This window comes from Rhizobium sp. 16-488-2b (assembly GCF_017741815.1).
Lineage (GTDB): Bacteria > Pseudomonadota > Alphaproteobacteria > Rhizobiales > Rhizobiaceae > Rhizobium.
The window spans coordinates 1-13549 of record NZ_JAGHMF010000014.1; the positions used below are offsets into that span (position 1 = coordinate 1).

16 protein-coding genes are annotated in these 13549 nt (G+C 62.1%); 2 read left to right on the top strand and 14 right to left on the bottom strand.

Annotated features, from left to right (window positions below; genetic code table 11):
* A partial coding sequence (locus tag J5286_RS31625; protein ID WP_209190840.1) for an NAD(P)-binding domain-containing protein occupies positions 1 to 100 on the bottom strand: 100 nt, incomplete at its 3' end.
* Between the two features lie 230 nt (positions 101 to 330).
* Between J5286_RS31625 and J5286_RS13220 the strand changes: the two genes are divergently transcribed.
* Both J5286_RS13220 and J5286_RS13225 read left to right on the top strand, forming a co-directional pair.
* A complete protein-coding gene (locus J5286_RS13220) occupies positions 331 to 729 on the top strand; it encodes an SRPBCC family protein (RefSeq protein WP_113011226.1) in 399 nt (132 codons plus the stop codon).
* A 9-nt stretch (positions 730 to 738) separates the two neighbouring features.
* Positions 739 to 1092, top strand: coding sequence for a VOC family protein (locus J5286_RS13225; RefSeq protein WP_209190741.1), 354 nt, complete (start codon positions 739 to 741; stop codon positions 1090 to 1092).
* Here J5286_RS13225 and J5286_RS13230 read toward each other — a convergent pair whose 3' ends face one another.
* The 13 genes from J5286_RS13230 to J5286_RS13290 form a co-directional block, all read right to left on the bottom strand.
* Positions 1093 to 1839: a PAS domain-containing protein gene (locus J5286_RS13230; RefSeq protein WP_245205983.1), complete on the bottom strand. Its 747-nt coding sequence runs from the start codon at positions 1837 to 1839 to the stop codon at positions 1093 to 1095.
* A 159-nt stretch (positions 1840 to 1998) separates the two neighbouring features.
* Complete coding sequence (locus J5286_RS13235; RefSeq protein ID WP_209190742.1) at positions 1999 to 2931, bottom strand: lipid A biosynthesis lauroyl acyltransferase; 933 nt, start codon at positions 2929 to 2931, stop codon at positions 1999 to 2001.
* A gap of 4 nt (positions 2932 to 2935) precedes the next feature.
* Complete coding sequence (locus J5286_RS13240) at positions 2936 to 3964, bottom strand: zinc-binding dehydrogenase (RefSeq protein WP_047505452.1); 1029 nt, start codon at positions 3962 to 3964, stop codon at positions 2936 to 2938.
* 119 nt (positions 3965 to 4083) lie between these two features.
* Positions 4084 to 5370, bottom strand: a complete 1287-nt coding sequence (locus J5286_RS13245) for a beta-ketoacyl-ACP synthase (protein ID WP_047505454.1) — start codon at positions 5368 to 5370, stop codon at positions 4084 to 4086.
* An 11-nt stretch (positions 5371 to 5381) separates the two neighbouring features.
* Positions 5382 to 6578, bottom strand: coding sequence for a beta-ketoacyl-ACP synthase (locus tag J5286_RS13250; RefSeq protein WP_209190743.1), 1197 nt, complete (start codon positions 6576 to 6578; stop codon positions 5382 to 5384).
* Positions 6575 to 7057 carry an ApeI family dehydratase gene (locus tag J5286_RS13255; protein WP_209190744.1) on the bottom strand — a complete coding sequence of 161 codons (483 nt, stop codon included), beginning with the start codon at positions 7055 to 7057 and terminating at the stop codon, positions 6575 to 6577. Before J5286_RS13255 ends, J5286_RS13250 begins: the two co-directional genes overlap by 4 nt.
* A gap of 221 nt (positions 7058 to 7278) precedes the next feature.
* The gene (locus J5286_RS13260) at positions 7279 to 7557 is read right to left on the bottom strand and encodes an acyl carrier protein (RefSeq protein ID WP_018900650.1); all 279 of its coding nucleotides are present in this window, start codon (positions 7555 to 7557) and stop codon (positions 7279 to 7281) included.
* A gap of 162 nt (positions 7558 to 7719) precedes the next feature.
* Positions 7720 to 8148 (bottom strand): L,D-transpeptidase, encoded by a 429-nt coding sequence (locus tag J5286_RS13265; RefSeq protein WP_111561957.1) that lies wholly within the window; start codon positions 8146 to 8148, stop codon positions 7720 to 7722.
* Positions 8149 to 8257: 109 nt separating this feature from the next.
* Positions 8258 to 9238: an adenosylcobinamide-phosphate synthase CbiB gene (cbiB, locus tag J5286_RS13270; RefSeq protein WP_209190745.1), complete on the bottom strand. Its 981-nt coding sequence runs from the start codon at positions 9236 to 9238 to the stop codon at positions 8258 to 8260.
* A complete protein-coding gene (gene cobD, locus J5286_RS13275; RefSeq protein WP_209190746.1) occupies positions 9235 to 10236 on the bottom strand; it encodes a threonine-phosphate decarboxylase CobD in 1002 nt (333 codons plus the stop codon). The genes cbiB and cobD overlap by 4 nt, the downstream gene beginning before the upstream one ends.
* A complete protein-coding gene (locus J5286_RS13280; protein ID WP_209190747.1) occupies positions 10233 to 11573 on the bottom strand; it encodes a cobyrinic acid a,c-diamide synthase CobB in 1341 nt (446 codons plus the stop codon). The genes cobD and J5286_RS13280 overlap by 4 nt, the downstream gene beginning before the upstream one ends.
* Complete coding sequence (gene cobA, locus J5286_RS13285; protein ID WP_209190748.1) at positions 11570 to 12412, bottom strand: uroporphyrinogen-III C-methyltransferase; 843 nt, start codon at positions 12410 to 12412, stop codon at positions 11570 to 11572. Before cobA ends, J5286_RS13280 begins: the two co-directional genes overlap by 4 nt.
* Before the next feature lie 177 nt (positions 12413 to 12589).
* Positions 12590 to 13540, bottom strand: coding sequence for a nucleoside hydrolase (locus J5286_RS13290; protein ID WP_209190749.1), 951 nt, complete (start codon positions 13538 to 13540; stop codon positions 12590 to 12592).
* Between the last annotated feature and the right edge of the window lie 9 nt (positions 13541 to 13549).

Sequence of the window (13549 nt, forward strand, 5' to 3'; positions counted from 1 at the left end):
GGTTGAACACCGCAATCTTGTTGCCCTTTTCCGCGATGTTCAGAGCGAGGTTGGAACCCATGACCGCAAGGCCGATCAGCCCGATTTCTGCCTTTTCCACGATAACTCTCCGGTTAGTCAAATTGGACCGGTGTTGTGGCACTCTCTGGCTCATACGGCAAGTTCGATTCGCCCCGGATCGGTCGCGTATTGCGTCCGGCGCGAAGTGAACCATATTGCCAACGAGGCCCTGATGTCGGCGGCTTCGGTGCCGTTGGCACCCGAGCGGCAGTGATGCGCGGTCAATATGCGACGTTAAGCCGCCCGCGAAAATGAAGGAGGAGCAAGCCTGTGGCAACCATGCCTGCAAGAATCATTCACCGGTCCATCGAGCGGAACTGGCGGGACGTCTGGGCCTTTGCCGGGGCGCCTGAGAACATGCCGCTTTGGGCATCTGGCCTTGCATCCGGCCTGGAGAAAAGCGGGGACGACTGGATCGCCAAGGGTGTCCTCGGCACGGTTCGCGTGAGCTTCGCCCCCCACAACGAATTCGGCGTTCTCGACCACACCGTCACGATCGCGAACGGATTGCGCGTCTATAACGCGCTCAGGATCGTCCCGAACGGCGACGGCTGCGAAGTGATGTTCACATTGCTACGGCTGCCTGACATGACCGACGAGCAGTTCGAGGCCGACGCAGCGCATGTCGCGCGCGATCTCGAGGCGCTGAAGAAGCTGATGGAAATCTAGGAAGCACCGATGACATCCATGAAAACCGAGCTTCGCATCGATTATGTCGAATTCAACGTCGCCGATATCGAACGCTCAAAGGCGTTCTACGGCAAGGCCTTCGGCTGGCGCTTCACCGACTACGGCCCCAGCTACTGCGAGTTCAACGATGGACGGCTGAAGGGCGGCTTTACAAACTTCGAGGCACCACGCCCCGGCGGCCCGCTCGTCATCCTCTACGCCGATGACCTGCCGGCGGCATTGGAATCAGTCGAAGGCACGGGCGGCAAGATCGTTCGGCCGATCTTCGACTTCCCAGGCGGCAGCCGCTTTCATTTCATGGATCCCGACGGATATGAACTGGCCGTGTGGACGAAGGCTTGATCAGGCGGCCAGGTTGGCCGCCGAGGATGACGACCCGACATCCTGCGAGACGATAAGCGCACCGATGATATAGCCGGACGAATCGCGCAACGGCGACATGCGATACCGCGTTCTCTGAACGACGTTTTCCTCGCGTCGCTCATAGGTTTCATCGCATGTTCCACCCGCGAAACAAGAGTCGAGCATACCCTTCACGCAGTCCACGAAGCGCGCTTCACCGAGCACCTCCTTGATATGCCGCCCGACCATTTCAAATGGCTTGCGCTTGGCGTAGGCGGCACTCGCGGCATTGGCGTAGAGGTAGCGATAGTCCTTGGTCACGACCGCGACCCGATCCGGCAAGGATTCGAGGATCGCCGAGTTCAGGAAGTTGCCGTTGTCGGTGTTGGGCACATAGGCGGCAGGCGCGGATACACGCTCACGGTCCATGCGCTCCAGCGGCGGCATCTGCCAACGCGGCACGGTCGAACCGAGATACTGCTCCATCATGTAGGCGAGCAGCTTCACATGCTCGCGCACGGATTCGCTGTCTTCGGCATACTGATCGATCAGGCAGCCGACAAACTGCATCTGCATGTGCGCGTAGAACAGATTGGTAGCGCGGTAGCCAAGAATTGTCTCGATAAGCGCGTCGATCGAGCCGTCGAGGCTGCTTACGCGCGCATCGTCACCAAGCCTTATGGCCTCGTCAATCTGCGAACATCGCAACGAGAACGCCTGAAAAAGCCCGAGCACGACACCTCCCATGCCGATTTCCGTGAGGGAATTTCTTCGATGTAACGGAGCATGCCAGCGTCTTTACCGTTCACGATCCCTTTTGTCAGAAATCGGTAACATGACGCCGTTTCATGTTCAATGACGAAGAGACCTTGTTTTTCAATGACAAGATGTGAGGGGAGTGCCCGTCTACATGATCTGGCGCTTGATTTCCCACCGGTCATGGTACCAAAGCCACTGCTCCGGGTATTCCCGCACCCAGCTTTCAACCTTGTCGTTCAAGAGCTGTGCGGTACCGACCATATCGAGGTTGCCGTTCGCATCGCGCGGCAGCTCGACCTTCGGTTCGATTTCCAGCCGATAGCGATTGCCGGGAAGGCGAATGCAGCGGGCCGGGTAGACCTCGCAGTTGAACTGGCGCACCAGCTTGCCGAGCAGCGGATTGGTCTTCACCGGCAGACCGAAGAATTGCGTCTTCAGGCCACGGCCGAACTTCTGGTCGACAAGCACGCCGACCCCCTGCTCCGCTTCCAGCTGGCGGGCGAGCGCAAACGACGATCCGGCATGCGACGGAACGAGCTTGCCCATGCGGGCGCTGCGGAAGTCGAACACCTTCTGGGCCACGTAAGGATTGTTCGGCGGCCGGAAGAGGACGCTGACGTAGAGGCCGAAGGCAGCACCCGCGACCGGCAGCAGCTCGAAATTGCCGGTATGGCCGGTAAAGACGATGAAGGGACGCGGGTTTTCCAGGAGATCGAGGAAGATCGGGATCCCCGACACCTCCACCCTGCCCGGCTCGCTCTTTTCGGGATCGAAATCGAACAGCCGGTCGAGAAACACGTATTCCGCCGCAAGCCGGCCCATATTGGCCCAGCTGCCAAGCGCAATCTCGTTGATCTCCTCGTCGCTCTTGTCAGGAAAGGCGTTGCGGAGATTGGCAAGGATAAGCTTGTGGCGCTTCATCTTCGGGCCGATCTTGCGCATCAGCCAGTCGATGAAATTGATCGCCCCGTCAGCCGGGAAGATCTTCAGGAAGTTCAGGAAGCCGAACATCACCTGCGCGATCAACCACTGGCGAAAATGGTCCAGTTTCAGGACGATCCGGGTGATGAACAGCTCCAAGGGATCAATCCATCTTCAGGATGATCTTGCCGAAAATCTGGCGCGATTCCATGCGCTCCAGCGCCCGGTCGATATCGTCGAAGCTGACTTCGGTGTCGATAACAGGATGCACGAGGCCGCGCCCCATCTTCTGCATGGCGTCCGCCATGTTTTCCATGCGGCAGCCGAAGGAGCCGAGCAGCTTCAGCTGCTGCTGGAACAGCATCATCAGGTTCATGTCGGTCGAGACGCCCGATGTCGAGCCGCAGGTGACGAGACGTCCGCCGCGCTTCAGGCAGAGCATCGAACCCGCCCAGGTGTCCTTGCCCACATGTTCGAAGACGACGTCGACGCCCTTCTTCTTGGTGAGCTTGCGCACCACGCCCTCGAAGCGGTCCGTGCGATAGTTGATGACGTGATCGGCGCCGAGCGCCTTGGCCTTCTCGATCTTGTCGTCAGAACCGACTGTCGTGATGACGGTGCAACCGATCTTCTTGGCAAGCTGGATCGCCGCCGTGCCGATACCGGAACCGCCGGCATGCACCAGGATCGTTTCGCCCGGCTCAAGCTTGGCGTTGTCGAACAGCATGTGCTCGACGGTGCCGAAGGTAACCGGCGCGACGGCAGCGCCAACGGCATCGACGCCCGGAGGTGCAGGAACGAGCAGGCGCGCCGGAAGGTTGACCTTCTCCTGCGCGAAACCATCGAGGTGGAAGCCGTGAACGCCGGAGACGTGTTCGCAAAGATTGTCGCGACCCTCGCGGCACGGACGGCAGAGGCCGCAGGTACGCGCGCCGTAGACGGCGACCAACTGGCCCGGAAGCACGTTGGACACGCCGGGACCGATCGCCTCGACGACACCGGATGCCTCGGCGCCGATGACGAGCGGCATCTTGCGCTTGGCGAACGCCATGCCGCGCCAGCCCCAGACGTCGATATGGTTGAGCGCGACCGCCTTGACGCGCAGCGTCACTTCGCCGGCGCCGGGCGCATCGGGTTCAGGCAGATCGGTGATCTCGAGCTTGCGGTCGTCGATCAGTTGCAGAGCGCGCATGGCAAAATCCTTCGCGGTCGCACCAGCCGGACGGCCGATGCGCGGTTTATGTTTGCTGCTGCGTCCCGCAGGCCCTTTCGGGCGCGGCCGCAACAATGGAATTTATGGTCGCAAACCGCTTAAGCCGGTTCCAGCGCCATGACAAGGCTGGCGTTCTGGCCGCCGAAGCCGAAGGAATTGGAAAGCACGGCATTGACCTGCGCGTCCCGCTTCACATTCGGCACCACGTCGAGAACGATCGCCGGATCCGGGTTGGTGTAGTTGATGGTCGGCGGCAGCGTGCCGGTGCGCATCGTCTGCAGCGAGAACACGGCTTCAACGGCGCCCGCCGCCGTCAGCGTATGGCCGATCATCGACTTGTTTGATGACAGCGGAATGGACGCCATGCGGTCGCCGAAGACAGCGAGCATCGATCCATATTCCATCTTGTCGTTCTCAGGCGTCGAGGTGCCATGGGCGTTGATGTAGCCGATATCGCCTTCATCCATGCCCGCATCGGCAAGAGCCGCGCGGATCGTCGCGATCGCCGGGCCGCCATCTGGCGAGGAGCGAGTACGATGGAAGCTATCGGCCTTTTCGCCGGCGCCCTTCATGATGCCAAGCACCTTGGCGCCGCGCGCAATCGCCGATTCCAGCGATTCCAGGACCAGCGTGGCGGCACCTTCGGCGATAACGAAGCCATCGCGGTCCTTGCTGAACGGCTTGGAAGCCTTGGTCGGGTTGTCGTTCTGCGTCGACAGCGCCGAGAGCAGCGAGAAGCGGATCAGCGCTTCGGCGCTGACCGAGCCATCGGTCGCCACGGCAAGCGCCCGGTTCGTGCGGCCCTGGCGGATCGCCTCGATGCCGAGCTGGATCGCGGTCGCGCCCGAAGCACAGGCCGTCGACAACGTCACCGGAAGACCGCGCGTACCGAAACGATCGGCAAGACGCTCCGAGATGGCGCCGAACAGCGCGGCCTCATGGAAGGCCGGATCGGGACGCTGGCGCATCGCCGTCAGGAAACGGTCGTAGGCGTCACCCGGTTGCGAGGGCGGCGGCGAACGATCGCCGAGTTCGAAGCGGGCAATCCATTCCGGCTCGATCGGCGGTGCTGCGAGAAACAGCGGGCCATTGAAATCGCCTGATATGTCGGCATCGGCCAGTGCTTCGATCGTCGTCTCCCGCGCGAAGGCGTAGGAGCGCTCGACAGCGTTCGGCGCCGGAACGTCGATGAAATCGACAGTGCCTGCGATCCGCGTCGACAGACCGTCGGTCGGGAAGCGGTTGATGTCGTGGATACCGGATTTGCCCGATATCAGCGCCGACCAGTTGTCCTTGAGGCCCTGCCCCAGCGAGGTCATGATGCCGACGCCGGTAACAGCCACGATCGGGCGGCCGAGATGATCCTTGTAAGCTTGATCCGTCATGTGCCTGCTCCTCACGCGTCCGCCGATAGAACGGCGACGCCTTCGCCACGCTGATGCCCGACCGTCGTGACGACCGCAGCCTTCGTGCCTGAACTCATGGATTTTTCATGGGCGCCGTCGAATGCCGGCACCTTGGCCTCGCCGTCGATGGCAAGGGCGGCCAGCGCCAGCCCGAGGGTGAAGTGCGCCTCCAGCCCATGGCCGGTCACGCCGCCGAAGCCGCGGATGGCAGCGCCCGGCAGTTGATGCTCCAGAACCGCCTTCTCGCGAGACGCGAGCTCAGGCATGCCCGAGGAGCCGGAGAAGATCGCCGTGCTTTCCGCTGGCAAGCCCTTGGCCGGTTCGAGCAGCCGCTCAAGGCGCTTTTCGAGATTGCCGGCGCCGCGATTGCCGCGATCGCCTTCGATGGACGAGATCGTCGAATAGATATGGGCCCCGCGCGCTTCGGCATGCGCCCGCGATTCGAGCACCAGGAACGCGCCGAGCGAACCGCTCGTGATGCCGCCGTCCTTGCGCGACCACAAAGGCTGCCATTCGCCGCGCGAATGCGAGCCGATCGCCTCGAAGAGGAGAACCATGTCGAGACGCTCGGCCGAAAACGCGCCGCCAACCAGCGCATGCGAGGATTCGCCCGACTTGATGCGGTAGAACGCGGTCTCGACGGCGGAAATGCCGGCCGATTCCTCGCCCATGAAGGTGCGCGAGGAACCGGTGACCTTGTGGACGATCGAAATATTGCCGGCGAGCAGGTTGGAGAGCTGCGCCAGGAAGAGCGTCGGGCGAAGCTCGGTCGTCAGCTTCTCGTTCAAGAGAACTTCGCGGTCGTTGCGCTTCAGGCCCTCATCGACGATCAGCGTGTCGACATTGATGTCGCGCTCGCCACCACCGGCCGCCACGATCATGTCCATCGTGCCGCAGGCTTCGACATTGTCCTTGAGACCGGCGTCGTCAAGCGCAAGGCCCGCCGCGAAAACGCCGATGCGCTGCCAGTTTTCCATCTGCCGCTGATCGCCGCGCTTGGCGATCTGCAGCGACCAGTCCACTTCGGGCAGCGGATGGATCGGATAGGGCTTGAACTTCTCGGTCTCGACAACCGTCTTCGGCGCTTCGGCGGCGTTGAGCAGCGCGATATGCGGCTCCTTGCCGACGCCCTGACAGGTTACGATACCGACGCCCGTGATGACGACATCATTCTGAGCCTTGCTCATCCATTCACTCCCTGCGCAGCGATTGCATCCATCAGGCCGATTTCACTGGCGCGTTTCTTGACGATGTCACCAAGCGGTATTTCGCTGAAAGGCATGGTGCGCAGCTTCAGCTGCGCGTCGCAAACCTTCTTGCCGCCGCTTGTGATCTTGGCCTTGGTGACCGCGAAGCCCGAGCCGTCGTGCTCCAGAAACGCCTCGATATCGAGGATGGCCTCCGGCTCGACGAAGGTGCGCATCTTCGCGCCGTCGACCGACATCAGGAACGGCATGGCCGCGAAATCGGTCGCTGCCAGCACCAGCATGCCGGATGCCTGCGCCATGGTTTCAATGAGAAGCACGCCCGGGACAAGGGGCATGCCGGGAAAATGACCTTCGAACACCGGGCTCTTCGCCGGCACGACGGAACGTGCCTTGAGTGTCTTGGTCTGAAGGTCGACCGCCTCGACGCGATCGATCATCTGGAAGTATTCCAGGAGCATCGGATCCTCCGGCCGCACAGGCAACATGCCGTCGGCTAGAACGCCGTGCACCCGACTGGACGCACAAAGGACGCTCTATCATTTTTAATCGACAGGACCGAGCCTTGCGAAAATCGCAGACGATTTCGCAAAGCGCGACCCTGTGGGCCTACTTAGTAACAAAACCGCCCGGCCGCCATGGTGAATGGCGACAGGGCGGAGAAAAAAATTGTGCGTATCGATCAGGCCTTGGCGGCGCGCAGTTCGTCGATCTTGGCGCAGAGGTTCTTCAGCACGAAGTATTCCGACGTGGAAACCTTGCCCTCGTTGACTTCCTGCGTCCACTTTTCGAGCGGGATCTTGATGCCGAATTCCTTGTCGATGGCGAAAACGATATCGAGGAAGTCGAGGCTGTCGATACCGAGGTCGTCGATCGTATGGCTTTCCGGCGTGATCGTATCACGATCGATCTCGCTGGTTTCTGCAATGATGTCGGCAACTTTATCGAATGTAGCGGTCACGCCTGTACCTCTTGGAAATGATAGTTTTCCCCCTCATAGGCAAATCCATTTCAAAAGCCAATGCTTTCGTCCAGCCCGAGGCGCAATTTGCGCAGGCACTGTTGCTTAAACAGCATGCACCGAAAGGCAGCCGGCAACCGTTTCCGCGACGTTTCGCCTCGCTTAGTTCGTGACGACAACCCGCGTATTGGCCAAGCCTGCCTGCCGCGTCATGTCGAAAAACTGCGCCGCATTGTTGGGATGCAGGCGAATGCACCCATGCGATGCCGGGCGCCCGAGACGCTTGAGATCGAAGGTCGCATGCACGGCATAGCCGCCATTGAAGAAGACAGCATATGGCATCGGTGCATCGTCATACTTCTTCGAGCGATGGTCACGCGACAGCCACTTGGCGCTCCACGAACCGACAGGCGTCCTATAACCGGAGCGCGCCGTCGAAACCTTCCAGCGATATTTGACGAAGCCGTTCTCGGTGACCGTCATGGTTTGCGAGCTGATGCTGATCTTCGCGATCAAGGTCGAGGCCTCGGCAGCAACGGCCGATAACTGCAGCAAGGCAATCGCCGCAGCTCCTGCAAGTATAGTTCTCATCGTCCCCTCGTTCATTCTGCATGAATACAGTCGAACAAGACTACGACGGGAGACGTTACATCCGCTTAAGGAGCATGGTAATCAATATGATAACAGTATCGGCGGCGATCTACAGAAGAAACAGGAAGATCACCAGCGCGACGAAGGCAAGAACCGAGCAGCTGGCATAGAAGACGGAGACCGCGCTCTCGATGTCCTCGATGACAGCGGTCTCTCTGCCTCCGCCATTGATCATCGGCTCCATCACCACCACGCCGGAATAGACCCGCGGCCCCGCGAGCTGCACGTTGAGCGCACCCGCCATCGCCGCTTCCGGGCGGCCAGAATTCGGCGAGCGATGCATGCCGCCATCGCGCATCGCGATCGTGAACGCCTCGCGGCAAGCGTCGCCGCCGCGTCGCAGCCACGCACCCGCTGCGATCAGCGCGATCGACAACCGCGCCGCCGGCCAGTTCGCGAGATCATCGAGCCTTGCCGACGCCCAGCCGAAATCGACATAGCGTTCCGACTTGTGGCCGATCATCGAATCCGCTGTGTTCAGCATCTTGTAGGCAAGCAGCCCCGGCAGGCCGAACACAAGGTACCACAGCGCCGGCGCGACGACGCCGTCGGAAAAGTTCTCCGCAAGGCTCTCGATCGCCGCCCTACAGACGGCCGGCTCGTCCAGCGTTTCCGGATCGCGCCCGACGATCATCGACACAGCCTTCCGCCCACCATCGAGACCACCCTGTCGAAGACCGGTCGCGACCGCCTCGACATGATCGGCAAGGCTCTTCTGCGCCAGGAACACAGTGACGCAGAGAACCTCGAGCAAGATGCCCGCAAGCCCGAACAGCGCGAAGAAGAGATGCAGCGCGACACCCGCAACGACGGCGATCAGTAGCAGGGCTGCGATGACGAGCATGCCGTTGCGACGACGGCTTTTACCTGGCAGTTCCGTCCGGTTGAACAGCGTCTCCATCCGCGAGATCGCCTTGCCGAAGAGCACGATCGGGTGCGGCAGCCGCGCCCACAGCACATCCGGATCGCCAACGATCCTGTCAAGCATCAGGGCAAGCACCAGCACGAGAAGATTCAGTTCAAAAATCATCGATTGAAGCTCAACAGGGCATCGGCGAGCCTGAGGTCGCCAGTGGTATCCGCGGTCACGCCGAAGCGCAGCCAGGAAGGGGCATAATCGAACTTGCGGACCAGAATGTGGTGCACGCACAGATGTGCCTGCAACGCATCCGCGGCCTCGTCTTCGACCAGCGAGAAAAGCGCGGTGCCGCCACGAATGCGAAGCCCGCCTTTGGTCAGAACCTCGCGCATCGCATTGCTGCGCTCAGCGATCGCGCGCCGCAGCGGCTCGGTATCCGTGCGCAGCAGGGAAGCGGCGATCGACAGCGCCGGCCCGGAAACAGCCCACGGGCCGAGCAGGCTCTCAAACCGATCGAGAAGCTCCCGCGCTGCGATCACGAATCCAAGCCGCAGCCCGGCGAGGCCGAAGAACTTGCCGAAGGAGCGAAAGACGATGAGATTGGCGTGGTCAGCAACACGAGCGGCGACGCTGGCCTCGGGCACGGTGTCGCCGAACGCCTCATCGACCACGAGAAGCCCTCCCCGCGCCGCCAACCGACGCGCAAGACTAAGGAGCGCCTCGGGCTGATAGATCCGGCCATCCGGATTGTTCGGATTGACGATGACCACAAGCACGTGATGCTCGTCGACCTCGTCGATCCCATCAAGCCGATCGACAGCCGCTCCGGCCATCAGGAAGGCCCGCTCATATTCACCGTAAGTCGGCCCAAGAATAGCGACGCGCCCGCCCGCCGCAATCAAACGCGGCAGAAGCTGAATGACCGATTGGGTGCCAGGCACCGGCAACGGCAGGCTGCTGCCGCTTCCGTAATAGTCCCGCGCCGCCTCGCGTGCCTCGTGAACGAGATGCTGATCCGGCAATCGATGCCAGGCGCGCATGGGGACCTCAGGCAGGACGGCCGGAAACGGGCTGATGCCGGTGGAAAGGTCGAGCCAATCCTCGGGCTTGCCGCCATAAAGGGCCGCGGCGGCCGTTATGCCGCCGCCATGGATGATGGGCGCATTCATCGTGCCGTTCCGCCCGCGCTACCCGCCGGTCCGCTCATCTGAGCCGCCACATCGATGAGATGCATGTAGGACCCGGCCACCTGCCAGCGCTGCAGTCCAGCCGTACCGAGGTCGTTGTTCAATGCGTCGGTCACCTTGAAAAGCCGGTCCGCCTCGCCTTCCGAAACCACCGATGAATAGTGAAACTCGTGCGCCGTCATCGGCTGCGTGAAGAACGAGCCATTGATGGGATAGACGCGCCGATAGCCGAGATGGCGCCTGCGCTCCTCATAGCTGGTGACCAGCGGCAGAAGCCCAAGCATTTCGTGGCGTTCGCCGCTAGTATCCACCAGCCCGTCGCCCATCACCATATAGCCGCCGCACTCCCCATAGATCCGCACTCCGCCTTCGGCCGCCTGGCGCATACTCTCGCGGAAGGTCGAGGCGGCGGCGATGCGTCCGGCATGCAGTTCCGGGTAACCGCCGGGGAGATAGATGGCGTCGGCCGTGCGCTCCGGCGGCTCGTCGGCGAGCGGCGAGAAAAACGAGATATCGGCGCCGCGCCGCCGCCAGCCGAGCAGCATGTGCTCGTAGCAGAAGGCAAAGGCGATATCGCGCGCCACGGCGATCCGGCTGCCGAGCGGCGGCAAGCGATCGATATTGGCGGTCGAAGGCCGTGCAAAGCCCTGCCTTGCGACACGCATCAGGAAGTCGAAATTGCAGTTCTGCGAGACCGCCTGCGCCGCATGCTCGACGAATTTCTCCAGCGCCTCATGCTCGCCCGCCTGCACCAGACCGAGATGCCGCTCCGGCAGCGCGATCTCGGCGTCACGGCGCACGACGGCGATCACAGGCATGCGGCTCGCCTCAAGCGCCTGGCGCAACATCATCTCATGCCGATCGCCGCCAACCTTGTTCAAGATCACGCCGGCGATCCGGACATCGGCGCGGAACCCGGCAAAGCCGGCCACAAGTGCCGCGACGGACTGCGACATATGCGAAGCGTCAACCACCAGCACGACCGAAAGACCCAGCATTGCCGCCAGATCGGCCGCCGTGCCCTTGCCGTCGGCCGCCCCGTCGAACAGGCCCATCATCGCCTCGATGACAAGCAGCCGGTCGCCGGAGCGATGCAGCGTCGCGTTCGCGGCAATCAGCTCGGGGCGCATCGCCCAGGGATCGAAATTGAGGCATGCGACACCGCTCGCCGCGGCATGGAAGGCAGGATCGATATAGTCGGGCCCCGCCTTGCCAGGCGCGACCTCCACCCCGCGCTTGCGAAGCGCCCTGAGGAGCCCAAGCGTCACCGTCGTCTTTCCCGACCCGGAGGACGGGGCTGCAATCAACAGACCACTCATGCCGTCTCCTTACTGCCGGACCTCCGGAACGGATCGGGATGCAACCGTCGTCCGGCCAGCGCACCCAGCCAATCGAGAGAACCACGCAACCGCACCACCTCGCCGACCACCACGATCGCCGGCGGCTCGATGCCTGATGTCAGCGCCGCGGCCGGTGCCTCGCCGAGCGTTGTTTCCAGTACCTGCTGCGCGTTCGTCGAAGCATTACAGACGAAGGCGACCGGCTCGTTGCGCGAGCGCCCCGCGGCAATCAGGTTGGCACTGATCTCGGCAATATGCTTCATCGCCATATACATGACGATGACCGGCGAGCCCTTGCCTATAGCATCCCAGTTTATCGCGTCGGGCACCAGCCCCGATGAATTGTGGCCGGTCAAAAACGTCACCGCATGATTGATGTCGCGGTGGGTCACGGGGATACCCGCATAGGCAAGCCCACCGATCCCCGCCGAAATGCCCGGCACGATGCGAAACGGGACGTTATATTCGACCAGCGTCAGCGCTTCTTCGCCGCCACGCCCGAAGACGAAGGGATCTCCGCCCTTGAGCCTCAGAACGCGATTACCCGCCTGCGCGAGTTCGACGAGGCGAAGCGAGATATCGCGCTGTTTGGCGGAAGGCTTGCCGCCGCGCTTTCCCGCATATTCGAGAACGGCGCCCGGCCGCGCCAGCTTCAGGCATTCGGCATCGACCAGCGCGTCATGCACGATGACATCGGCTTCCATCAGCCCCTTGACCGCAAGCAGCGTCAAAAGGCCCGGATCGCCGGGCCCCGCGCCAACGAGCCAGACACTGCCGGGATCCATCGCCGGGAGGTGAGAAAGTACCGTTTCGATCATGACGATGATCTATGCCCGGCGGCCGACGACGTCAACGCCGCAAACGCGGCGAAGATGCAGGTCACGATCACGCCGATTGCGGTGCTCAAAGCGGACTCAAATTATGAGAATATCGGCGCAAGCGGCTGAATGGATTCGCCAATGCGCTCGCGCCGAAATACCGATGACGATTGCCGACTAAGCGTTGAGCAACGTATCGCGGATCAGGTCGATGACTTCTTGCGACTGAATACCGGTGCAGGCGATCTGGCTCGGCAGGCCGTCCCAATCGCCCGGCGGGAAACGACGGCCGTCCTGCTTGATGATCGTCTGGCCATCGGCGATACCGCCGCACACGACGCGCATGGCCCCTGAGATCGTGGTGAACAGCTCCGGCGCCACGACGTAGACGCAGGCGCAGCTGTCATGCACCATCATCCCATCCTCGACGGCATGCTTGTAGAAATCGATGTAGAACTGCGAGAGCTTGTCGAGCAGCTGCACGGCCTTGTCGCCCTTGGCCGCCATCTCACCGAGATAACCACGGCTCATCGTCGTGATCGCGGTGACATCGAGACCGATGACGACAACCTGCCACGGCGCGGTGAGCACGATATCGGCGGCCTCGGGGTCGCCATGGATATTGGCTTCGGCAACAGGCGTCACGTTACCAGGCACATAGAAATTGCCGCCCATGATGACGACCTGCTTCACAAGGCCGGCAATGTCAGGGTCTTCCTTCAGCGCCAGCGCCAGGTTGGTCATCCGCCCGACGGCCACCAGCGTCACCTCACCCGGATTGGCGCGCACGGTGTCGATGATGAACTTGTAGGCCGGACGTGGATCGAGCGGCACGTCGACGACCTCGGGCACGTTGATGTTGCCGAGCCCGTCATCGCCATGCACGAAGGTAGGCCAGGCGCCTTCCTTGCGCGACGGATCGATCGTGACACTCGCGCCCTTGGCGACGGGTGCCGGAATGTTCCATTCGCGCTTGAGGAACAGCGCATTGCGCGTCGTCGTCTCGATCGAGGCGTTGCCGAACACGGTCGTGATGCCGATCAGATCGATGTCGGCATGACGGTGCAGGAAAAGCAGCGCCATCGCATCGTCAACACCCGGATCCGTATCGTAAATCACCTTATGCATAGTCGTCCC